Below are 20,626 nucleotides of genomic sequence, written 5' to 3'. Positions count from 1 at the left end.
CCACGTGGCCGTCGACGCGCCCGCCGTCGAGCCCGGGCACGTCCGCCACGAGCGGGACGTGGATCAGCTCGTCGTACAGCTTCGGGTAGTGCGCGAGGTGGCCGTGTTCCTGGAACTCCTCGCCGTGATCGCCCGCGAGCAACACCGCGGTGTCGTCGCGGACGCCGGCGGCGTCCAAGCTGTCGAGCAGCCGGCCGACGCTGGCGTCCACCTGTCGCACCGTCGCCTGGTACAGGGTGCGGAGTTCGCGGAGCGTGCGCTCGCCGACTTCGAGCCCGAGGCTCGTCCGGGCGTGCGCGTGGAGCATCTGGTGGGTGCCGACGATGCCGTCCGACACCTCGCGGATGTACCGCGGCGCGGGGACGTACGGGGTGTGGGTGTCCATGTAGTGGACCCACAGGAAGAACGGCTCGTCGGTGTCGTCGACGAACGCGGTCGCGGCGTCTTCTACGTCGAACATGCGCGAGGCGTCGAGGAACGGGCGGTCGTCGCTGTCGCCGCGGAGCTTCGACCCGAGCCGGCGGACCGGCGAGGTCGCGAGTTGGATCCACGCCTCAACGGTCGGGTGCGCGGCGAGATAGCGGCTGTACACGCTGGAGCCGACGCTCGTGACGAACGGCTCGAACTCGTCGAACCCGTCCGGATACCCCCAGTGGTCGGTGAGGAAGCCGTTCGCGGCGTTGAACCCGCCGGTCGAGATCCCCGCCTCCGAGAGTACCTCCGCGAGGGTGTCGGACTCGTCGACGCCGATGTCGCCGGATCGGGCGAACACCGGCTCGGACGCGAGGATCGAGGGGAACGAGAACGGCGTCCAGTTGCCCGTGGCGAACGCGCGGTCGAACACGGTGCCGCCGTCCGCGAGGTCGTCGATCACCGGCGAGCGGCGCTCGGAGTCGTACGGCGAGACGGCGTCCGCGCGCAGCGAGTCCACCGTGACGAGGACGACGTTCGAGACGGTCGCGTCCCCGTCCGGCGCGTCCGCGGCTGAAGAGGTCGTCGAGTCGGATGTCATGGGGTACGAAGCGAATTTCCCGGAATCGTTCGTTCGGCGAACGACCCGCGGGAAATTGCGAATATACCCGGAGTGCGGCCTGCCAGCGGCTTGAGCATTTCGATCAGCGAAGTGGCCGAGCGAGGTAGCTATTTGTCGGCTCCGGCCCACGACACATGTATGCCCGAACCGCCGACTGGGCGCGCGGTCGACGAGGGTCGCCTCCCGGAGCCGATCGCCGCCGACGAAATCCCGGACGCGGTCCCGGGGCGCTCCCGCGCGGTCGAGACGAACGACGTGACGCTTCACGTCGTCGAGGCCGGCCCCGAGGACGGGAAGCTGCTCGTCTTACTCCACGGCTTCCCCGAGTTCTGGTACGGGTGGCACGAGGCGATCGCGCCGCTCGCGAACGCGGGGTACCGCGTCGTCGTCCCCGACCAGCGCGGCTACAACTGCTCGGAGAAACCCCCGGCCGTGAGCGACTATCGCATCGACGAACTCGCGCGCGACGTCGTCGGCCTGATCGACGCCTACGACCGCGAGACGGCGGCCGTCGCCGGCCACGACTGGGGCGCGGCGGTGGCGTGGTGGCTCGCGCTCAACTACGAATCTCGCCTCTCGGAGCTGGTCGCGGTGAACGTCCCGCACCCGAGCGTCTTCGAGCGCGCGCTCCGGCGGTCGTGGGATCAGCGGCTCAAGAGCTGGTATATGCTCGCGTTCCAGCTGCCGAAGCTGCCCGAGGCGGTCGCCGGTGCGGGCAACTGGCGGCTGGCGACGAACGCGTTACGCGACACGAGCGCGCCCGGCACCTTCGGCGACGAGGACCTGCGGCGCTACCGGCGGGCGTGGGACCGCGACGGCGCGTTCGAGGCGATGGTGAACTGGTACCGCGCGATCGTCCGCGACCGCCCGGAGCCGATCAAAACGGAGGTGACCGTTCCGACGCTCGTGATCTGGGGCGCACAGGATCAGTTCCTCGCGCACCGGCTGGCCCACGAGAGCGTCGAGCGCTGTGTTGACGGCCGCCTGCTCACGATCGACGAGGCCACCCACTGGGTGGTCCACGAACACCCGCACCGCGTCGCGGCGGCGATCGCCGACCACGCCGACCCGCTGCCGCCGGGCGCGCGGCAGTGAGCCAGCGGCCTGTTTTCACATCTGGACGACTTTAGACGGGTGTTTACCGGTCTCGACAGCGGCTTGTCGACCGTCTCGTCGAATACTGTCCTCGACGTATCGCCACAAAGGTTATATCTGCCCTTCACCAAAGGACAGATATGAGCAAACACTTCGAAGACGCACGGTACTACCTCGGTCGAGCGACGGAACACGCGAAGGCGGGCGTCGTGGAGGAGCTGGAACCGGTCGAAGCGCGCGTGAAAGAGCTCGTCGGCCGAGAAGACGAGGAGCCGGAACCGGAGCCGTCGCGGCTGGACAAGCTCCAGAGCGACCTGAAGCGGCTCGAAGAGCGCGCCGAGGGTGAGGCCCGCGAGGCCGTCGCGTCCGCCCGCAAGCGCGTCACCGAGTACCGCGGCCGCGACGCCGCCGAGGAATAGGCGGCCGTCCCCACGGCTGCGAGGTGAGCGACTGAGCGTCGGATCGAGCGAGCGACGGATTACCCGATCGGCGTGTTCGCCGGCGGTTCCGCCGATTCGGTGGTGTCGACCCCGATCCGCGCTTCTGCGGGGACGACCGCGTACTCGATGCCCGCATTCTCGAAGAGCGACCGCGCACGCTCGATCCCCCGTCGGGCGTCGACGTCGGTCGCGCGGTAGTGGCGGATCGGGCGGCGGATCCACGACGGCTCCCAGTGGGCGTACACGTCTGTCGTCGCGCGGTCGCGCCCGACATATAAGGCGAGGTGGAGCTGGTCGTCGCTGGCGAGCGTGCCCTCGGGGTAGCGGACCCAGCTGGCGACGGTCGTCTCCGGCGGGGTCGCGTACGCCCGATATTTGAGCGAGGAGACGAGGTTGCGAACGAAGCCGAGTCGGTGGAGCTGCGCCTCGACGACCGGATAGGGCTCGTGGAGCGTGAACGCGTACTGTTCGCGGGGCGTGCGCCGTTCGGCGTACAGTCCGACGACCGACAGCGGCGCGTGGAGGAGACTGGCGACGCCCTGCCGGAGGCGTTCGAGGAAGCGGAGTTCGTGGGGCACGCCGGGGGATCCGGGCGGGGGCAGAATGAAGCTTCGTAAGGTAACCCTTAAGTCCGGAGGTCGGATATCTCGGAGTGCGCGGGTTGGTGGTCTAGTCAGGTTATGACGGCTCCTTCACACGGAGCAGGCCGGCGGTTCGAATCCGCCCCAACCCATACGCTTCCTGCGTTTTTCTGAAGGAGACAACCCCGATCACGTCCCGCAATGGGTGGTCAACTTCTGTCGAGTCCTGTCGAGTCACAGAAAGCCAACGCATCCGAACCGTCGGCGTCTACCGAGTGGTACAACGGAGACTCCCTCTACCCCCAATGAAACGCAGGGTCTCTACGGAGACGCGGGATAGCAATCCCGATCGGAATCTGTCATGACGCGAGGTCGCGGACCGCGGCCGGAACGTCGCTTCGGTCGATTTCACGGACGGCCGTGGACGCTATCTCCGGCGAGTCGTACTTGTACCCGGACCCGGTCAAGATTACGGCCACGTCCTCGTCCGCGCCGATCTCAGCAGCTTCAGCGAGTTGCTGAACCGCAGCGGTGGCCACGGCACACGACGGCTCGACGGAGACCCCGGCGTCGGCGGCGAGCCGCTTCGTCTCGGCCAGCAAGCTCTCCTCGGCGACGGACACCACTGCCCCGTCGGTGTCGTCGACGGCCGCCAACGCCCGGTTCCCGCTGGGCGGATCGGCGTTGTTGATGGAGACGGCCGCCGTCGGGTCGTCGGTCACGGGGTCGACCCGCGAGGCTCCGCGTCGGTAGGCCTGCGCGATCGGGTCACAGCGCGCCGCCTGTGCGAGATAGATCCGCGGCAGATCGGCGATGAGTCCCGCCGAGCCCAGCTCCCGGAGCGCTTTCCAGACGCCGCTCGCTTGCCCGCCGCTGCTGACCGGTAAGACGATCGCGTCGGGCACCGCCGGGCGGAACGCCTCGCAGATCTCGTACGCGACGGTCTTCTGGCCGGCGACCCGCAGCGGACTGTCGGAGTTGAGGAACGTGACGCCGAGGTCGTGGTCGAGCGTGTCGTCGTAGAGTCGGCCGTAGTCGCCGCGAACCCGGAACAGGTGCGGGTCGTGCTGGGCGATCATCGCGAGGCGGGAGTCCGGGGTGTCCTCGGCGACGAGAATGACCGCCTCGCGGTCGATCGCGGCGGCGTGAGCGGCGACGCTCAACGCCATGTTCCCGTGTGAAACGGTGCCCACGGGGCCGTCAACGCGGCTGATACCGACGGCGGTCCCCCGATCTTTGAAGCTCCCCGTCGGGTTCGTCCCCTCCAGTTTGAGGTGAATTCGCGGGCCGTCGGCGGTCTCGATCGAGGGCGTTCGCAGGAGCGGCGTTCCGCCGGCGGCCGCCGCCAGCCCCGTCGGCACCGCCGCGGGAAGCACCGACGCGTACCGCCAGAGGCCGTCGTGGACGGACGTGCCTGTGTCCGTCGCCGCCGACCCCGTGTCGGGCCACGAGACGGCGGCGTCGTCGATGTCGAACCACAGCGGTTCGCCACAGCTACAGCGGGCGGCGGTCCCGAACGAGTAGGTCCTCCCGCAGTCGTAACAGACCAGCCGATCCATACCGGCGCTACGGCGGCACCGCACTAAGTGGTACCCGGTGGCCATCGAGTGCGGTCCGGACGCACGGAGCGTCGGAGCAGTTCGACGGGTACTTCGCCGTCGGCGGCGACCTCCGCGTGAATGCGTCGCTACGGGACGGCCGGCCGGTACCTACTCCTGTGTGCCGTCTGGGGGACGGCGTTCATGGCGACGGACGTCGGTCTGGCCGACCTCCCGGCGGTGCCGTTCGCGGCCGTACGCTTCGACGTGGCCGCCGCGCTGCTGTTCGTCGCGGTGTTCGTCTCCGGTTCGGACGTCCGCCCCCGGACCCGGGACGACTACGTCTACGTGCTCGTCGGCGGCGCGCTCATCATCGGGGCCCACCACGCGTTCCTCTTCGCCGGCCAGCGGTACGTCACTGGCGGCGTCGCCGCCGTGCTGCTGGGGCTCGTCCCCGTGGTGACGCCCGCGCTCACACGGCTCGTCTCCACGGACGAGGAGTTCACCGCCGCCACCGCGCTCGGCGTCGCGCTCGGGTTCGTCGGCGTCGTGATCATCGCCGACCCCGACCCCGCGAACCTCGCGGACAGCGTCCTCGGCGTGTCGCTCGTGCTCGCGTCCGCGCTCGCCTTCGCCGTCGCCGCGGTCGTCACGCACAGCCGGTCGCCGTCGATGCCGTTCCTCGCCACGCAGGCGTGGATGATGGCCATCGGGGCCGTCGTCCTCCACGCCGCCGTGTTCGCGCTCCCCGGCCAGTCGTTCGCGGCCGCCGCGTGGACGCCGGCCGCGCTCGGCGCGCTCGCGTACCTCGCCGCGGTCGCCGGCGTCGGCGGCTTCCTGCTGTACTTCACGCTGCTTGACGACCTCGGCCCGATCGAGATGAGCTTCATCGAGTACGTGATCCCCGTCTTCGCCGCTCTCGCGGGCTGGCTCGCGCTCGGACAGGCGGTGACGCCCGCGACCGTCGCCGGGTTCGCGTTCATCCTGGCGGGGTTCGTCGCCGCGAAGTGGCGGGCGCTGCGCGGGCTGTTCTGACGCGTGGGGACGCAGAATTACCGGGGCGTGCTGTCAGGGAGTACTCGTTCCAGTAGGCGTCGATCGACCGGCCCGTGAGTCGGGCGCGAACGAACAGGTACGCGTAGTGGACCCGGGAGGTAGCCGACACAGAGCGGCCAGCCCTGCGGATTCGGGATTAGCGCCCACGCGCGACCGAGGCCCCCGGGTGCGGTCGAGAGCGTGTCGAGGCCGGTCGCCGACTCGACCGCCGGGCCGATCGCGGAGACGTACACGGAGATATACCGGACGGCGACGACGAGGAGTTCGGGCGATCGGTCGGAGCCCATCGTTCCGCGGGTGGTTCTCGGAAGTGGGTCGATCGGCTCGCTTGAAAGCCTGTCTGTCGGACGCATTCCCGTCTGAACGCCGGGTCGATTGTATCGAGGCACTCGGGGCGGGGCACATCGCAGCGGGTACCGGTGCCGTGATGTCTCGCGTCGCGTTCGTCAAAAGAGATTTACTGGGGATTCCCGTGTATGCCGTGTGCAACGACGCGCCCTCCTCTCGACTATCGGGCTTACTGCGGCGGCGTCGACCGCCGGCTGTCTCGACACCGTCGTCGACGACGCCCCGATTCGTCTCGCGCGGTTCGCGACCGTGAACCACACGTCCGATCCGGTCCGGATCGACCTGCGCGTCGACCGGGACGGCGAGACGGTCCACGAGTCGTCCCGTCAACTACGAGAGAAGGAGGACGGACGGATTCACGGAGCGGTCGTCGACTGCGATTGGGGCTCGACCTCGGGTGAGTACGTGGTAGCTGCGCGGGTGGCCGACACCGAGTGGACGTCGAAACCGGTCAGTGACGTCAGAGACGAGTCCGACGACACCGTCGAGTGTGCGACGGCGGTCGCCCACTACGAAGACGGCGTGTGGTTACAGGTGCGAGACGACTGTGGGCGATACACCCGCACCGCGTCTTCACGGGTCTGTTCGGACGAGTTCACGGTCGAAGAGTAACACTCGGCACACAGTTCCGGCCGACCAGTTATTCCGGACAACATCACAATTGAAAAATATTAGTTCAACGGGAGTCGGTTGATCCGGGCCCCCGACTAGCCGAGTGGTGGAACCGGCGGATTCCGTATCAACTCCAATAATCCCGGCGTAACCCACATGAGTCCCAACTGATACCTGCCAGTATGTCCACAGAGACGCACAACGACCAGCTCCAAGCCACGGAGACGGCGTCGGACGGAGCGTTCTGGCGACACACCTTCGAACAGTTCATCGCGGACCTTCCCGAGGCGGCGTTCGTCGTCGACGCCGCCGGCGACATCACCCAGTGGAACGCGGCGACGGCCGAGCTCCTCGGCCTGCCGGCGAGCGAGGCCGTCGGCATGAACGCGTACGACGTGTTCGGAACAGAGGGCGAAGACGAGACGCTCGCCGAGGAGGTCGTCCGCACGGGAACTCCCATCCGCGAAGACGAGTTCCGCTCCGCGGAGCGGCCCGACGGGACGCGAGCCCACGCCCGCGCCATCGGGACGCCCATCCAGACGCCGACCGGGGAGGTCGTCGGGGCGGTCGAGTTGCTGTTCGACGTGACCACCGTCGTCGAACAGCGCGAGACGCTGTCGGACCTCCAAGCGGAGCTCTCGGACAACGTGGAGACGTCGATGGCCCAACTGAGTGAGTCGACCTCCGAGGTCGCGGACCGATCGAACGAGATCACACAGCTGGTCTCCGAACAAGCGGCCGAACTCGAAGATACCCAGGGCGACGTCTCCGGGTTCAGCGCCACCGTCGAGGAGATCGCCTCCAGCGCCGAGGAGGTCAGCAGCCAGAGCGCCGAATCGAGAGAGCTGGCTGAAGACTCCGTCGAGACCGCCGAGGAAGTCATCGATCAGGTCGACGACACGGCCGCGACGTCGGCGACGGTCGCCGACGACGTGGCGGAGCTGCGAGACGAGATCGAACAGGTCGAAGAGCTGGTCGGCGTTATCAACGACATCGCCGAGCAGACGAACATGCTCGCGTTGAACGCCAACATCGAGGCGGCGCGCAGCGACAGCGACGGGTTCGCCGTCGTCGCGGACGAGGTGAAGAACTTGGCGAACCGGTCGCAAGACCAGGCCGACGAGATCGAAGCGATCGTCGCGCGGATCAAAGCGAAGGCGACCCAGACGACCGACGAGGTGGAGGCGGCCAACGACGAGATCCAGTCCGCGAGAGACGACATCCAGGGCGTCCTCGAAAATCAGAAACAGATTCTGCGGGCCGTCGAACAGACCGAAAGCGGGATCAGCGAGATCGCCGCCGCGACCGACGAACAGGCGAGCGTGGCCGAGGAGATATCGAGCGCCGTCGACGACGTCTCCGATCGGGCGCACGTCGTCAGCGACGAGATCGAAGAGATCGCGGACGAAAACGAGAGTCAGACCGAGATGGTGACCCGTCTCACCCGGGAGGTCGAAGAGATCGACCGGCGGCTCGCGAGCGTGATGAACCGGTCAGTCTGAGGGCCGCAGCGCCGCGGGCGACCGCCTGCGAGAGAGTCCGGCGTCGCTGCCGTGTACGCGAGTTGCTTCCGGCGGTCAGCGGCCACGTTCCCCTCGAATTTCACGGAGTGTTCGATCGAGGGACGCCCCTCTGCGTCGACGACGAGTGGGCAACGTGTGACGGTCACGGTCGCAGATCCCCCGTCGATCGCCGCGTCACTTCGAGGAGAAAGCAACTCCGCGGCCGCTCTCGCCGATATTCGTCCAAGGTCCGCTCGTGGTTCGCTACTCGACGGCGCTCTTGAGATCCCGGACGATCGCGAGCACTTCGCGCCACTGATCGACGGTCCCGGGAACGTCCGCGGTGTCGCCGCCGATCCGACTAGTAATGGTTCGCCGAACGGTCTCGGGGTCGTCGATCCGGCGGAAGGCCAGATCCGGACCGCCGGCGACTTCCACGGTGACGGTCCCGTACCCGAACAGCGACCCGGTCACCGGCTGGCTGTAGGCCGTGTTCTGGACCTGCGGCAGGCCGACGCGGCGGACCGTCCGCCCGAGGACGCCCCGCTTGAGCCACACGGCGCGGGTCGTGACGACGTAGTTGGTGCGGCGGACCCGGAGCACCGACCACGCGATGACCGCGAGCCCGACGAGACTCGCCACCCCCAGGCGTGGGTCAGTAGTCGCCGCCGCCGCGAGACTCAACGCGACGATGACGGTCCCGACGGCGACGCCGCCGATCGCGGCCGACAGCCGCGGCGTCCCCTCCCACACGACCGTCTCGTCGTCGCGAAGGAACAGCCACGAGTCACTCATCGCCCTGTTCCATCGCTCCGTCCGCGGCCCGGTTCGGACTCGCCTCGACGTCGACGTCGGCCGAACCCGGCGAGGAGTCGAGCGGCTGACCCGCGTCGTCGGCCACCGCCGAGCGAATCGCGCGGAGCTCGACGAGGATCTGGTCGAGCACCTCGTCGGTCTCGGCCGCGCCGCCGGCGTCGCTCCCCTGCCGTCTGTCGATCTCTTTCGCGATCAGCTCTTGGACGGCCGCCGGGTTCGGAATGCTGCGGAACTGGAGTTCGACGCCGGAGCCGCCGGCCGTGCTGACGTCGACGGAACCGTACCCCAGCGACGAGCCGACTGCTGACTGGGAGTAGGAGATGTTCTGGACCTTGTCGAAGCCGATCTGCTGGACGTCTCGCGAGAGGATCCCGCGCTTGCTGTAGAGGCCCTTGTTCGTGACGACGTAGTTGGTGTTGGTGTACTGGAGGTAGCTGGCGACGATGATCGGAATCCCGATGAGGACCAGCGACAGCGGGATCCCGACGACGAGCGCCGGAACGATGCTGTACTTATGCGGGGTGCTCGCCCAGCGGACCTCCTCGCCGTCCTCTACGGACAGCCAGTCGAGGTCCGGTCCGGCCGTGTGCTCCGATCCCGTCGTCGGCTCGTCTTGGAGGGCTGAATCGGACATCTGTCGAAGGTGTCACCCACAGAGGCGGTTTCAGCGGGGCGTGAAATAGGCATCGCTCCGGCGAGCTCCACCGGCGACTCGTTCGGGGTCGCGCTCGCGAACGGGCCGCGGAACCGCGCGTTCATCGGCTCCGTCGGGATCCGCAACCGACGTCTGCTCAGAACAGACCGCCGGTCAGATCAGCGCCGTCGGCGTCGAACGGGCCGATCGTCGCCACGGCGGCCGCCCCGGCCGCGTTCCCGATGGCCGCCAGCTCCTCGAGATCCGAGACGCCGTCGTCCAGCGCGGCGAGCACCGCGCCGGCGAACGCGTCGCCGGCCCCGGCCGTGGTCGCGACGGTCGTCGACGGCGGCGTCGCTGTCACCCGCTCGGCGATCGCGCCGTCCGCGACGGTCAACGCGGTCGTTTCCTCCGGCCCGTCCGTGACGAACACCGTCGCCGAGTGATCCGACGGCAGCAGTTCGAGGACGCCCGCCGGGGTCCGGTCGACGTCCGCCACCGCGAGGTCGTCCGTCCCGGCGAAGATCAGATCACAGCGGCCCAACACGTCGCGGAGGGCCTGCCGATAGGCGTCAGGCGTGTCCCACTGGTTCGCGCGCCCGTTCAGATCGACCGAGACGCGCGTCCCGCGTTCCGCGGCCGCCTCGGCGAGCCGTCGAACCGCAGTCTGGTTCACCGCGGGCGGCAGCGTGACGCCTTCCAGGTGAACCCGCTCGTAGGGAGCCACGAGCGACGCGGGATCGGCGGGCGGCGTGAAGCCGTAGCAACTGCCGGCCACCCAGGCGTTCCACCGGTCGCCGTCCTCCGTCGGCACGTACAGCGTGAGCGGTGACGGCGCGTCGACCCGCGTTACGTGTGTCGTGTCCACCGGGCCGTCCGCGAGGTGCCGGGCGGCCAATTCTCCCATGACGTCGGATCCGAGATTCGTCACGAGGCCGGCCTCGCAGCCGAGCGAGGCCGCCCATCGCGCGGCGTTCGTCGCCGTCCCGCCGACGTGCCACGCGAACCGGCTGCCGGGAGTGATCGACGACCCGTCCGCCGGATAGAGGTCGATCGTCGCGTCGCCGACGGCCAACACGCCCCGCTGACCGTCGCTCATCGCTCCTCCGACAGGCGGTCGCTCATCGGTCCCTCGGGCGGGTGGCGTGGCACGTCGGCCGCGACCCCGCCTCCGGCCGTCTGTCCCTGATGCGTCACGGGTCGGTGGAGGCCGCGTCGATCGAATCAGTGAGATGCTCGCGTACTCGGAGGCCGGTTCGAAACCGAGAGAAGACGTCGGACTGATGGGTTTCGCACGCGAGCACCGCCAGCCCGCCGTTCCCGACCGGGATGACCCGTTGGCGCGGCTGCTGCGGTGCGTGACGACAACTCGGGCAGTTGACGCCGCCGGCCGGGCGGTGATCGAGGAGGTCGGCGGGACCGTCGGTCGCGAGCCCGCAGAGCGCCCGGAACTCCTCCAGATGGTCGTCACATCCGACGAGCGGGACCGTCAACCCGTCGAGCAGCAGAAACGAGAGGCTGCCCCGTCCCGGTGACCGAAGGGCGGACTCGCAGGCGGCACACCGAACGACCTGCTTCTCGTCGGGGGAGTCCGACGCTGACTGGAGAGGGGTTCCGTCGTCCATACTCGAAGCGTACCGTCGGTTGGTGGGCCACGCTGGTAAGTCACAGGATGGAGCGAGTTCCCGTGCTACCGGACCCACCGGTCGCTGTCTTCACCGCCGTCCGATCGCAGTCGCCGTCAGCCGACGATTACGCGACCGCGGGCGCGCCACGACCGAGTCAGCGGACGCCGACGAGTCCGAGCAGCCGCCACGCCATGTAGAGCGCCACGACCCAGATCATCCCCGCCGAGAGCACGTTGAGATACCGGAGTCGGCCGTCGGCGAGGACCGATTCCCCGAGGAGCCGGCCGCCGGCGGCCAGTCCGAGGAACCACCCCCACGAGACGAGGAGACACGCCGCGGTGAACGCCCACCGGGCGGGTGGCGCGTACGCCAGCGCGTTCGTTCCGATCACGCCGATCGTGTCCAGAATGGCGTGCGGATTGAGCAGCGAGACGGACGCCGTGAACCCGACCTGTTCGCGCACGCTCAGGCGCGTCTCGTCTCGCGAGCCGAGGGCCGCGGTAGGGGCCGCGACGAGCGCCCACCCGACGTAGCCCAGAAACGCCACCCCGCTAGCGAGGAGGGCCGTCTGAAGCCACGCGAACTCGATCACCGCGGCGGAGACGCCGAGCACCCCGGCCAGAACGAGGACGGTGTCGGCCGCGCCGGCGGTGAGGACGGTCGGCAGCGAGCGCCGGAGTCGCGGCTGGGTCGCGCCCTGCTGGAAGACGAACACGTTCTGCGGGCCGACGGCGGCGATCAGGCCGAGCGAGAGCGCGAGCCCGTGGACGAGCGCCGTCGTGGCCATCTGGAAGCTGTCTCGACCAACTATCGGGGGCAACTACAGTAGCCGGATACTGGCAAGGCGGGCGGGCTTCCAACGACTCGACGCCGGTCTCGAACGGGAACCAAACGGCTTCCCGTTCGCCACCCGTCGCCGTGGTATGGAGTACACGACGCTGGGCGGTTCGGGGACGAAGGTCAGCCGCATCGGAATCGGGACCAACACGTTCGGCGGCGACGCCGAGTGGCACCTGTCCGCGGCGGAGGCGCAGGAGGTCGTCGACACCGCCGTCGAACACGGGATCAACTTCTTCGACACCGCCAACGCGTACAACGCCGGCGAGAGCGAGCGCGTCCTCGGGGAGGCGCTCGACGGGTACGACGCCGACCGACAGGTCGTCGCCACGAAGGTGTACTTCCAGATGGACGACGACGACCCGAACTCCGGCGGGCTCTCGCGGAAGGCCATCGAGCAGGAGCTCGCGAACAGCCTCGACCGGCTCGGGATGGAGACGATCGACCTCTATCAGGTCCACCGCTGGGACGACGAGACGCCCATCGAGGAGACGATCCGCGCGCTCACCGACGCCGTCGAGCGGGGACAGGTGCGGCATCTCGGCGCGTCGTCGATGTGGGCCCACCAGTTCGCCGACGCGGTCCACGCGGCGGACCGAGGCGGTCACGAGCCGTTCGTCACGATGCAGAACCACTACAACCTCGCCTACCGGGAGGAGGAGCGCGAGATGGTGCCGTTCTGCGAGCAGAACGACATCGGACTGATCCCGTGGAGCCCCCTCGCGCGCGGCTTCCTCACTCGCCCGCACGACGAGCTGGAGGCCACCGTTCGCGGCGAGACGGACCAGTACCTCCACGAGCGGCTTCAGACGTACGCGGACAACGGCGGCCGGGAGATCAACGAGCGCGTCGCGGAACTCGCCGCCGAGAAGGGCGTGAAGATGGCGCAGATCGCTTTATCGTGGCTACTCCATCAGGACGCCGTCGACGCCCCGATCATCGGGGCCCGGAAGCCCGAATACGTCGTCGACGCCGTCGAGGCGCTCGACATCGACCTGTCCGCGTCCGATCTCGAGTAGCTGGCGGAGCCGTACGAGCCGGTGCCGGTCGACGGTCACAGCTGAGGCCGCGTATCGACCCGGAGTCGGGCAGTTCTCGTTGGCACGCGGAGAGTTCTTCAGCCCCGTGACCGCGACAGCGGGCGAGCTGCGTACATCATTATTTTCCGTTGATATTATGTCGGGGGCGGTCGGTACATGGGTCATGGGGACACGGCACAACCTCACCGAGTACGAGGAGCGTCGGGCCGCGTTCGACTGGACGGACGTCTACGACGAGGCCGACTGGGACGCACCGGCCGAGCTGAACATCGCCCACGAGACGGTCGACCGTCACGCGACGGACCGCGACGCGGTCGCGCTGTATCAGGTCGGGACCGACGGCGAGCTCACGACGCTGACGTTCTGGGAGCTCGCCGACCGCTCCGCCCAGTTCGCGAACGTCTTGGAGACGCTCGGCGTCGCTGCCGGCGACCGCGTCGTCTCGTACATGCCGCGCATCCCCGAACACTACGTGGCGATGATCGGGACGCTCAAGCGCGGGGCCGTCTGGGGGAGTGTCAACGAGCGGTTCGGGCCCGAGGGGATCGCGTATCGGCTCCGCGACTGCGACGCGAGCGCGGTGGTGACGACGACCGACAACCGCGAGACGGTCGCCGACGCGCTCGCCGACGCGCCGAGCGTCGACCACGTCATCACCGTCGACCGCGGCGGCGGGGCCCCGCCCGCGGACACCGTGTTCGGCCCCGCGCTCGACGACGCGGCGACGACCTACGAGACGGCCGCGACCGGCGGAGAAGACGACGCCCTCCTGTACTACACCTCCGGAACGACGGGGCCGGCGAAGGGCGTCCTCCACAGGCAGCGCTGGATCGCCGGCGTCGCGGCCACCCAGCGCGACGCGGTCGACCTCCAGCCCGGCGACCTCTACTGGAGCACGGGCGATCTCGGCTGGCTGACGGGCGTGATCAACACGCTCGGCGCGTGGTTCTGGGGGACGGCGCTTTTCACGTACGAGGGGGAGTTCGACCCCGAGACCTGGGCGGACCTGCTCGACGAGTACCCGATCACGGTGTTGTTCTCGGTGCCGACGGCCTACCGGATGCTACGCGAGAACGAGGGCGTCATCGACGGCGTCGACCTCGACCTCCGGCACGCCCTCTCGATCGGCGAACCGCTCAGCGCCGGCGTCGTCGAGTGGGGCGAAGCGACGCTGGACGTGACGATCCTCGACACTTACGGGCAGACGGAGACGGGGAACATGATCATCAACAACTACCCCACGATGGAGGTGCGCCCCGGCTCGATGGGGAAACCGCTCCCCGGTATCGAGGCCGAGGTCGTCGACCCGGACACCGGCGAGGTGCTCGACCCCGGAGAGACCGGCGAGATCGCCCAGCGGGGCGACTACCCCTGCTTCTTCGCGGAGTACTGGGAGCAGCCCGAGAAGACGGCCTCGTGTTTCGTCGACGGCCCGGACGGCGAGTGGTACCGCTCCGGCGACCTCGCGCACAAGGACGAGGACGGCTACTTCTGGTTCGAGGGCCGGGCCGACGACATCATCCTCTCGGCGGGGTATCGCATCGGCCCCTTCGAGGTCGAGAGCTCGCTGGGCGAACACGAGGCGGTGGCCGAGGCCGCGGTCGTCCCGAAGCCGCACCCGGAGCGGGGCAACATCGTGAAGGCGTACGTCGTGCCGAGCGAGGGGGCGACGCCCTCCGACGACCTCAAAGCCGAGATCAAAGACCACGTGAAAACGGAGCTCTCCGCCCACGAGTACCCGCGGGAACTGGAGTTCCGCACGGAACTGCCGAAGACGGTCACCGGAAAGATCCGGCGCACGGAGCTCCAAGACGACGCCGAGGCCGACGCCGAAGCGTAGCCCGGAGCGACGCGCTCGACACCCCCGGTCGAGTTTGTCGCTGCCCGAACGAGTGAGACCGCGGAGGGAGGCGACACGGGTTTACAGGCAGGAGGGCAACCCCGACCGATGGCACAACGTTCGCTTCCGGTCCGCGCGCTGTGGTTCGTGTTCGTCGGCTGGTGGGCGACCCCGATCGTCGTCAACCTCGCGTGGGCGCTCAACGTCACGGTCGTCCTGCTCCCGTTCGGCATCAAACTCATCAACCTCGTGCCGACGGTGCTCACCCTCGCGGAGCCGCGGTCGCTCTCGGAGCCGGAGTCGGCGCGCGGGCAGCGCTCGCTCGCCGTCCGGGGGATCTACTTCGTCCTCGTCGGCTGGTGGCTGAGCCTGCTGTGGGCGAACGTCGCATCGGTCCTCGCGGTCACGGTCGTGGGGCTGCCGGTCGCGGTCTGGATGCTCAACCGGCTGCCGTACGTCACGTCGCTGTACCGGTTCCACGGCTGATCCCGACCACGCCGCCCGGTCGGCGAGGTCGATCCGGCAGAGGCGAGTCAGCTGGCGCGCGGGTCGCCAACACAAGAGGTAATTCGCTGGCTCCGAGTGGGGACGCATGGACGACACCCCGCTACACGAGCGGATGCGACGGTACGAGGCGCTGGCGAGTGAGACGAGGAAAACGGCCAACCAGCGCGACAAGGTGGGGAAGGCGATCGGAAGGCGACTGGCGGCGTCGGTCTCCGACGCCGTCGAGCGAGAGGGGGCGAACGTCGAGGTACTCGGTCAGTCCGCGGACGGGGACCGGTATCGGTTCGGGGCGCGGCTCGACCGGGCCGCGCTCGTCGCCGCGCTGACGGAGACGCTCCCGGACGGATTCGTCGTCTCGCACGTCAACGACGACGGCACGCTCTCGGTGGAGTGGACCGGCGACGAGCGGACGCCGTCGAAGCGCCAGCACGGCGCAGTTCTGAAGGCCATCGTCGCCGAGGAGCTGGTCCTAGACGACGACGGGCTGGTCGAGTCGGTGCCGACGCGTGACCGGGTGCTCGCGCGGGCGGTCGAGCTGGGCGTCGACGAGGGCGACGCCGCCGCGCGGCTGGACCGGCTGGCGACGCTGGAGGTCGTCGACCTCGACGACGGGTACGTCTACCCGGACGAGAACTTCTCGCGGTACTGAGCGCGGTCGGCGAGCGGTGCGTTCGGGGGCGGCGCGGCCGCGGTCGGACGCGCCGACTCCGGTCCGGGCGAGGTCACCAGTCCCGCGACACCGGCGTCTCGCTGGCGTCGACGTTCGCGAGCAGCCACGCCGCGGCGTCGTCGAGCGCCGCGTCGTCGGTCGCGGTCACCTTCAGGCGGTTGTGCTCGGCCTCGCGGTCGGGGTAACAGCCCACGACCACGTCGAACCGGTCCATCGCCTCCTCCAAGGCGTCGATGATGTTCGACTCCGGCTCGACGGTGTAGAGGAACCGGGAGCGGCGGTCGCCCGCGAACTCGTCGGCGACCGTCTCGAAGGTCGCCTTCAGTTCGTCCGGAATCCCCGGCATGACGTACACGCCTTCGAGGACGCAGCCCGGCGCGAGCCCCGCCTCGGTCACGAGCGGGCGACTTCCCTCGGGGACCGCCGCCTCGGCCGCGACGTCCACGTCGAACTCGCGGTCGGGAACCTGCTCGCGGATCGCCGCGAGCCGCCGCTCGACCGACTCGCGCGTGATGTCGGTGACGACCATCTCGCGGTCGAACGCGTCCGCGACCGCCTCCATCGTCACGTCGTCCGGCGTGCTGCCGAGCCCACCGGTGACGATCACGGCGTCGAACGCGGCCGCGTACTCGCGCACCCGCGCCGCGATCTCGGCCCTGTCGTCCGGGATCGATAGGATCCGCCCCACGGCGACGCCGCGCTCGCTCAGCTCGCCGGCGAGCCAGTTCGCGTTCGTGTTCACCGTGTCCCCCGAGAGCAGTTCGTCCCCGACCGTGATCAGCGCGACCTCCATCGATCGACCGTTCGGCCGGGCGAGGGATGTACGTTTCCCGACGGAGTCACCCAAACGATAATGGGAGACCGCGACCTCGGTCGGGAGGTGACACGCGACACCACGCGCCGCGCGGTCCTCGCGAGCGCCCTCGCGGCCGGCACCGCCGGGCTGGCCGCGAGCGACGCGGCCGACCTCCTCGACTCGTTCGCCCCGCTGTCGGGCGACGCGTGGGACGCCGCCGATCGGTCGCTCCCGGAGGTCGTCGAGAGCCCGCACGGCCCCGCGGAGGTCGCCCGCGACGAGTTCGGGGTGCCGCGGGTCTCGGCCGACGACGAGTCCGCCGCGTACTTTGCGGTCGGCTACTGTCAGGCGTTCGACCGCCTGTTCGCGATGGACCTCCAGCGCCGCGTGATGCGCGGCCGGCTCTCGGCGGTGATCGGCGAGGCGACGCTGTCGAGCGACGAGTTCAACGTCGCGATGGGGTTCGCCGAGGCCGCCGAGGCCACCTGGGAGGTCGTCGCCGAGAGCCGCGCCGGCCCCCTCGTCGAGGCGTTCGCCGACGGCGTCAACGCCGCGATGGGAGACCTCCCGCTCCCGCTTGAGTTCGAGCTGATCGGCTACGAGCCGGAGCCGTGGACGCCCGTCGACTCGATGCTGATGGAGAAGCAGATCTCGTGGACGCTCACCGGCGACTTCGGCGAGCTGCGGCGCGCGCTGGTCGCCGACCGCCTCGGCGAGGAGCGGGCGACCGCGCTGTTCCCGGCGCGGTACGACCACGACGACCCGATCCTCGACGGGACGGAGACGCGGCTGAGCGAGTCGCGGGCGGCGTCGACCGCCCGAAGCGGAACCGGGATCGACCGGTCGACCGCGGGGTCCGCCGCGGGGTCGGTCGCCCCCGTCGACCCCGAACTGACCGACTGGCTCTCCGGCTTCGAGTCGCCGACCGGCGTCGGCTCGAACAGCTGGGTCGTCGCCGGCGATCACACCGAAAGCGGAACGCCGATACTCGCGTACGACCCGCACCTCTCCTTACAAGCGCCGCCGCTGTGGTACGAGCAGGCGGTCGACACGCCCGAGCGGTCGGTCCGGGGCGCGACGTTCTCCGGCGTCCCGTTCGTCATCGCGGGCGCGAACGACCGCGGCGCGTGGTCGTTCACCAACCTCGGCGCGGACGTGCTCGACTGCTACCGCTACGAGGTCGGCGACGCGGGCGACGAGTACCGCTACGACGGCGAGTGGCGCTCCTTCGAGGTGGACGAGACGCGGACGATCCCGGTCGCCGGCGGCGCGGACCGCGACCTCCGGGTGCGCCGCACCGTCCACGGCCCCCTGATCGAGCGCGAGGGCCGGACGGTCGGGGTGGCGTGGACCGGCCACACCGCGACGCGGACCACGGTCGCCATCGAGGCGTACGGACGCAGCGAGGGGATAGACGACCTGCTCGACGCGACGCGGGACTTCGATCTCCCGACGCAGAACCTCGTGTACGCGGACGCCGACGGGCGGACGCTGTACTTCGCGACCGGACGGCTGCCGGTCCGGCGGATCGACGGCGAGGTCGTCGACGGCAACCGGATCTTCGACGGCTCCGCCGGTGAGGGCGAGTGGGAAGGCTTTGAGCCGTTCGGCGAGTCCTCGTGGGACGGGTTCGTCCCCTTCGAAGAGAAGCCGCACGCGATCGACCCGGACGTCCTCTCGACGGCGAATCAGCGCCCGATCGACGACCCGACCCACTACGTCGGCGTCTCCTACGCGACCCCGTACCGCGGCGCGCGGATCGCGGACCGGCTGGACGCGGCGGTCGACGGGGAGGGCGTCACCGACCCGGCGTTCCACCGCGGCCTCCAGAGCGACGTGCGCGACGGCCGCGCGCCCGAACTCGTCCCCGAACTGGTGGAGGCGGTCCGAGACCGCTCCGGCTCCGACGCGCCGGATTCCGACCGGTCGCTCGTCGCCGCCGCCGACGCGCTCGACCCGTGGGACTACCGAATGGGCCGCGACTCCCGCGCGGCGCTGCTGTTCGCTCGCTACCTGCCGGCGTTCCGCGAGCGCGTCTTCGGGCCCGCCTTCGCCGACGCCGACCTCGGCGAGGCGTACTACCCGAGCGACTGGACGCTCGCGCGGCTCCCCGACGACGACCCGCTGTTCGACGGGCGCTCGCGAGGCGACCTCGCGGTCGCCAGCCTCCGCGACGCGCTCGCCGAGATCGACGAGGAGGGCTGGGAGACGTACGGCGACTACAACACCACCCGGGCGATGGACCACCCCGTCGGCGGTGAGGCCCCGTTCCTGAACTACGGCGACCTGCCCGCCGACGGCTCGCCCGCGACGGTGAAGAACTACCGCGTCGAGTCCGCGGTCGGGTCGAGCTGGCGGATGGCCGTGCGGCCGGGGACCGACGCCACGGCGGTCCTCCCGGGCGGCAACTCCGGCGACTACTTCTCGGAGCACTACGACGACCAGCTCCGGCGGTGGCTCGCGAACGACCAGCGCCCGATGCCGCTCGGGGCCGGCGGCGAGCCCGCGGTGCGGTTCCGCTCGTCCGAGGAGGGGTCCCGATGAGCGACTCGCCGTCGCTCCGCGAGCGCGTCAGGACCGAGCCGCGCCCGCACGCCGTCGCGCTGCTCGTCGCCCTCGGCGTCGGCATCGGGCTCGCGACGGTCCACTGGGTCGGGCTGGTCGCGGCCGGCGCGCTCGCGTCGCTCGCGGCCCCCACGGTCCGTCGCGGCGTCGCGTACGCGCTGGGGGCCGGCGTCGTCGCGCTCGCCGTCTTCGCGGCGTCGCTCGGGCCCGCGGCCGCCGCCGTACCGGGGATGCGGCCGGTCGCCTACGTCGCCGTCGGAGCCGGACTGGGGCTGCCGCTCCTCGGGTCGCTCGCCCGCGCCGCCGTCCCCTGACGCGTGGCGGTCGGGCGGTTCCGGGAGGTGTCAGTCCGACCGAGGGCGGCTCAGTCCAGCCGCTCCAAGTCGGTCACGGTCTCGTCGGTCTCGACGTCGCCCGTGTTGCGAGTCTCGCTCGGCTCGAACAGGAGGATCTCCGCCTCGGGCTCCGCGACCGGGCGGTGTTCGGTCCCGCGCGGGACGACCGCGAACTCGCCCGGCTCCAGCACGGTGTCGGACCCCTCGCGGAACTCGATCCGGAGCCGGCCGGCGTGGACGAGGAACAGCTCGTCGGCGTCCGCGTGGCTGTGCCAGACGAACTCCCCGTCGGCCTTCGCGAGCTTCACCGCCTGCCCGTTGAGTTCGCCCGCGAGCCGCGGGGACCACGTCTCGTCGAACGAGTCGAACGCCTCGGCGAGCGCCACCTTCTCCATACCGGCGGTCGGCGGCGGAGCGGGAAAACCGCTGTCCACCGACGCCCGGAGCGATCCCCGGCCGGGACGCCGGAGCTATATACCGCTCCGGAGCGGTCCGGACCGCTCCGCCGGTCGCGATACACCTATTATAAGCGTTTAGGAGGGGTCGCCGCGAGGCGCGGCGTATGACAGCGACTCGCGCGGACGGGGAGAGCGACCCGATTCAGGCGGCGCGGGCGGCGCTCCGGGTCGAGCGGCGGCGGGTCGTCGACGAGCGGGAGGCGTTCCGGGCGTTCCGCGGCCGCGCGTCGTCGATCCCGGACGAGAGCGCGCGCTCCGACCCGACGGAGGGCGCGGGGATCGGCGGGCCGGACGG

Annotated in this window: 22 protein-coding genes and 1 tRNA gene; 13 read left to right on the top strand and 10 right to left on the bottom strand. The window is 70.0% G+C overall.

Annotated elements, in window-relative coordinates; all coding sequences use genetic code 11:
- Nucleotides 1–1,012 (bottom strand): sulfatase (locus C472_RS01425; protein ID WP_006627998.1); only part of this gene is annotated, 1,012 nt, incomplete at its 3' end.
- A 159-nt stretch (nt 1,013–1,171) separates the two neighbouring features.
- Between C472_RS01425 and C472_RS01420 the strand changes: the two genes are divergently transcribed.
- Both C472_RS01420 and C472_RS01415 read left to right on the top strand, forming a co-directional pair.
- Entirely contained in the window at nt 1,172–2,128 is a 957-nt protein-coding gene (locus C472_RS01420) for an alpha/beta fold hydrolase (RefSeq protein ID WP_006627997.1), read from the top strand.
- Between the two features lie 140 nt (nt 2,129–2,268).
- A complete protein-coding gene (locus tag C472_RS01415; RefSeq protein WP_006627996.1) occupies nt 2,269–2,547 on the top strand; it encodes a DUF7553 family protein in 279 nt (92 codons plus the stop codon).
- Between the two features lie 59 nt (nt 2,548–2,606).
- Here C472_RS01415 and C472_RS01410 read toward each other — a convergent pair whose 3' ends face one another.
- Nucleotides 2,607–3,146, bottom strand: coding sequence for a hypothetical protein (locus C472_RS01410; protein WP_006627995.1), 540 nt, complete (start codon nt 3,144–3,146; stop codon nt 2,607–2,609).
- A gap of 80 nt (nt 3,147–3,226) precedes the next feature.
- On the opposite strand from C472_RS01410, the gene C472_RS01405 reads away from it, so the two are divergent.
- A tRNA-Val gene (locus C472_RS01405) sits at nt 3,227–3,301 on the top strand.
- 207 nt (nt 3,302–3,508) lie between these two features.
- On the opposite strand, the gene C472_RS01400 is transcribed toward C472_RS01405, so the two are convergent.
- On the bottom strand, nt 3,509–4,708 hold the full coding sequence (locus tag C472_RS01400; RefSeq protein ID WP_006627994.1) for a threonine synthase: 1,200 nt from the start codon (nt 4,706–4,708) through the stop codon (nt 3,509–3,511).
- A 120-nt stretch (nt 4,709–4,828) separates the two neighbouring features.
- On the opposite strand from C472_RS01400, the gene C472_RS01395 reads away from it, so the two are divergent.
- The 3 genes from C472_RS01395 (at nt 4,829) to C472_RS01385 (ending at nt 8,205) form a co-directional block, all read left to right on the top strand.
- Nucleotides 4,829–5,722, top strand: coding sequence for a DMT family transporter (locus C472_RS01395; protein WP_006627993.1), 894 nt, complete (start codon nt 4,829–4,831; stop codon nt 5,720–5,722).
- 504 nt (nt 5,723–6,226) lie between these two features.
- Complete coding sequence (locus C472_RS01390) at nt 6,227–6,703, top strand: hypothetical protein (protein ID WP_006627992.1); 477 nt, start codon at nt 6,227–6,229, stop codon at nt 6,701–6,703.
- A gap of 182 nt (nt 6,704–6,885) precedes the next feature.
- Nucleotides 6,886–8,205: a methyl-accepting chemotaxis protein gene (locus tag C472_RS01385; RefSeq protein WP_006627991.1), complete on the top strand. Its 1,320-nt coding sequence runs from the start codon at nt 6,886–6,888 to the stop codon at nt 8,203–8,205.
- 264 nt (nt 8,206–8,469) lie between these two features.
- On the opposite strand, the gene C472_RS01380 is transcribed toward C472_RS01385, so the two are convergent.
- From C472_RS01380 to C472_RS01360, 5 genes are all read right to left on the bottom strand, one after another.
- Complete coding sequence (locus C472_RS01380) at nt 8,470–9,000, bottom strand: PH domain-containing protein (RefSeq protein WP_006627990.1); 531 nt, start codon at nt 8,998–9,000, stop codon at nt 8,470–8,472.
- A complete protein-coding gene (locus C472_RS01375) occupies nt 8,993–9,655 on the bottom strand; it encodes a PH domain-containing protein (RefSeq protein ID WP_006627989.1) in 663 nt (220 codons plus the stop codon). Before C472_RS01375 ends, C472_RS01380 begins: the two co-directional genes overlap by 8 nt.
- 157 nt (nt 9,656–9,812) lie before the next feature.
- Nucleotides 9,813–10,754: a carbohydrate kinase family protein gene (locus tag C472_RS01370; RefSeq protein WP_006627988.1), complete on the bottom strand. Its 942-nt coding sequence runs from the start codon at nt 10,752–10,754 to the stop codon at nt 9,813–9,815.
- A gap of 94 nt (nt 10,755–10,848) precedes the next feature.
- Nucleotides 10,849–11,280 carry a hypothetical protein gene (locus C472_RS01365; protein WP_006627987.1) on the bottom strand — a complete coding sequence of 144 codons (432 nt, stop codon included), beginning with the start codon at nt 11,278–11,280 and terminating at the stop codon, nt 10,849–10,851.
- Nucleotides 11,281–11,437: 157 nt separating this feature from the next.
- Nucleotides 11,438–12,070 carry a LysE/ArgO family amino acid transporter gene (locus tag C472_RS01360; RefSeq protein ID WP_006627986.1) on the bottom strand — a complete coding sequence of 211 codons (633 nt, stop codon included), beginning with the start codon at nt 12,068–12,070 and terminating at the stop codon, nt 11,438–11,440.
- 136 nt (nt 12,071–12,206) lie between these two features.
- Between C472_RS01360 and C472_RS01355 the strand changes: the two genes are divergently transcribed.
- From C472_RS01355 to C472_RS01340, 4 genes are all read left to right on the top strand, one after another.
- Complete coding sequence (locus C472_RS01355; protein WP_006627985.1) at nt 12,207–13,139, top strand: aldo/keto reductase; 933 nt, start codon at nt 12,207–12,209, stop codon at nt 13,137–13,139.
- Between the two features lie 184 nt (nt 13,140–13,323).
- On the top strand, nt 13,324–15,000 hold the full coding sequence (locus C472_RS01350) for an acyl-CoA synthetase (RefSeq protein WP_006627984.1): 1,677 nt from the start codon (nt 13,324–13,326) through the stop codon (nt 14,998–15,000).
- A gap of 108 nt (nt 15,001–15,108) precedes the next feature.
- Nucleotides 15,109–15,486 (top strand): YccF domain-containing protein, encoded by a 378-nt coding sequence (locus tag C472_RS01345; RefSeq protein ID WP_006627983.1) that lies wholly within the window; start codon nt 15,109–15,111, stop codon nt 15,484–15,486.
- A 106-nt stretch (nt 15,487–15,592) separates the two neighbouring features.
- Nucleotides 15,593–16,156 (top strand): hypothetical protein, encoded by a 564-nt coding sequence (locus C472_RS01340; RefSeq protein WP_006627982.1) that lies wholly within the window; start codon nt 15,593–15,595, stop codon nt 16,154–16,156.
- Between the two features lie 73 nt (nt 16,157–16,229).
- On the opposite strand, the gene C472_RS01335 is transcribed toward C472_RS01340, so the two are convergent.
- Complete coding sequence (locus C472_RS01335; RefSeq protein WP_006627981.1) at nt 16,230–16,970, bottom strand: competence/damage-inducible protein A; 741 nt, start codon at nt 16,968–16,970, stop codon at nt 16,230–16,232.
- Between the two features lie 87 nt (nt 16,971–17,057).
- Between C472_RS01335 and C472_RS01330 the strand changes: the two genes are divergently transcribed.
- Together C472_RS01330 and C472_RS01325 are read left to right on the top strand one after the other, a co-directional pair.
- Nucleotides 17,058–19,517, top strand: a complete 2,460-nt coding sequence (locus C472_RS01330) for a penicillin acylase family protein (protein ID WP_049906166.1) — start codon at nt 17,058–17,060, stop codon at nt 19,515–19,517.
- Complete coding sequence (locus C472_RS01325) at nt 19,514–19,852, top strand: hypothetical protein (protein ID WP_006627979.1); 339 nt, start codon at nt 19,514–19,516, stop codon at nt 19,850–19,852. Before C472_RS01330 ends, C472_RS01325 begins: the two co-directional genes overlap by 4 nt.
- Nucleotides 19,853–19,902: 50 nt before the next feature.
- Here C472_RS01325 and C472_RS01320 read toward each other — a convergent pair whose 3' ends face one another.
- Nucleotides 19,903–20,268 (bottom strand): cupin domain-containing protein, encoded by a 366-nt coding sequence (locus tag C472_RS01320; RefSeq protein WP_006627978.1) that lies wholly within the window; start codon nt 20,266–20,268, stop codon nt 19,903–19,905.
- A gap of 167 nt (nt 20,269–20,435) precedes the next feature.
- On the opposite strand from C472_RS01320, the gene C472_RS01315 reads away from it, so the two are divergent.
- Nucleotides 20,436–20,626, top strand: a 191-nt coding sequence (locus C472_RS01315; protein WP_006627977.1) for a DUF7260 family protein, incomplete at its 3' end; no start/stop codon positions are given.

Source organism: Halorubrum tebenquichense DSM 14210 (genome assembly GCF_000337415.1).
GTDB classification, from domain to species: Archaea; Halobacteriota; Halobacteria; order Halobacteriales; family Haloferacaceae; genus Halorubrum; species Halorubrum tebenquichense.
Note: the sequence above shows the minus strand (reverse complement) of the source record. Positions and strands in the feature narration are given on the sequence as shown.

Bases quoted from the DNA above. Each gene is read 5' to 3' on its own strand.
- C472_RS01345 (WP_006627983.1), top strand. From the start codon at position 15,109: ATGGCACAACGTTCGCTTCCGGTCCGCGCGCTGTGGTTCGTGTTCGTC.
- C472_RS01320 (WP_006627978.1), bottom strand. From the start codon at position 20,268: ATGGAGAAGGTGGCGCTCGCCGAGGCGTTCGACTCGTTCGACGAGACG.
- C472_RS01400 (WP_006627994.1), bottom strand. From the start codon at position 4,708: ATGGATCGGCTGGTCTGTTACGACTGCGGGAGGACCTACTCGTTCGGG.
- C472_RS01420 (WP_006627997.1), top strand. From the start codon at position 1,172: ATGCCCGAACCGCCGACTGGGCGCGCGGTCGACGAGGGTCGCCTCCCG.
- C472_RS01325 (WP_006627979.1), top strand. From the start codon at position 19,514: ATGAGCGACTCGCCGTCGCTCCGCGAGCGCGTCAGGACCGAGCCGCGC.
- C472_RS01395 (WP_006627993.1), top strand. From the start codon at position 4,829: ATGCGTCGCTACGGGACGGCCGGCCGGTACCTACTCCTGTGTGCCGTC.
- C472_RS01340 (WP_006627982.1), top strand. From the start codon at position 15,593: ATGGACGACACCCCGCTACACGAGCGGATGCGACGGTACGAGGCGCTG.
- C472_RS01335 (WP_006627981.1), bottom strand. From the start codon at position 16,970: ATGGAGGTCGCGCTGATCACGGTCGGGGACGAACTGCTCTCGGGGGAC.
- C472_RS01350 (WP_006627984.1), top strand. From the start codon at position 13,324: ATGGGGACACGGCACAACCTCACCGAGTACGAGGAGCGTCGGGCCGCG.
- C472_RS01355 (WP_006627985.1), top strand. From the start codon at position 12,207: ATGGAGTACACGACGCTGGGCGGTTCGGGGACGAAGGTCAGCCGCATC.
- C472_RS01370 (WP_006627988.1), bottom strand. From the start codon at position 10,754: ATGAGCGACGGTCAGCGGGGCGTGTTGGCCGTCGGCGACGCGACGATC.
- C472_RS01360 (WP_006627986.1), bottom strand. From the start codon at position 12,070: ATGGCCACGACGGCGCTCGTCCACGGGCTCGCGCTCTCGCTCGGCCTG.
- C472_RS01375 (WP_006627989.1), bottom strand. From the start codon at position 9,655: ATGTCCGATTCAGCCCTCCAAGACGAGCCGACGACGGGATCGGAGCAC.
- C472_RS01385 (WP_006627991.1), top strand. From the start codon at position 6,886: ATGTCCACAGAGACGCACAACGACCAGCTCCAAGCCACGGAGACGGCG.
- C472_RS01415 (WP_006627996.1), top strand. From the start codon at position 2,269: ATGAGCAAACACTTCGAAGACGCACGGTACTACCTCGGTCGAGCGACG.
- C472_RS01380 (WP_006627990.1), bottom strand. From the start codon at position 9,000: ATGAGTGACTCGTGGCTGTTCCTTCGCGACGACGAGACGGTCGTGTGG.
- C472_RS01365 (WP_006627987.1), bottom strand. From the start codon at position 11,280: ATGGACGACGGAACCCCTCTCCAGTCAGCGTCGGACTCCCCCGACGAG.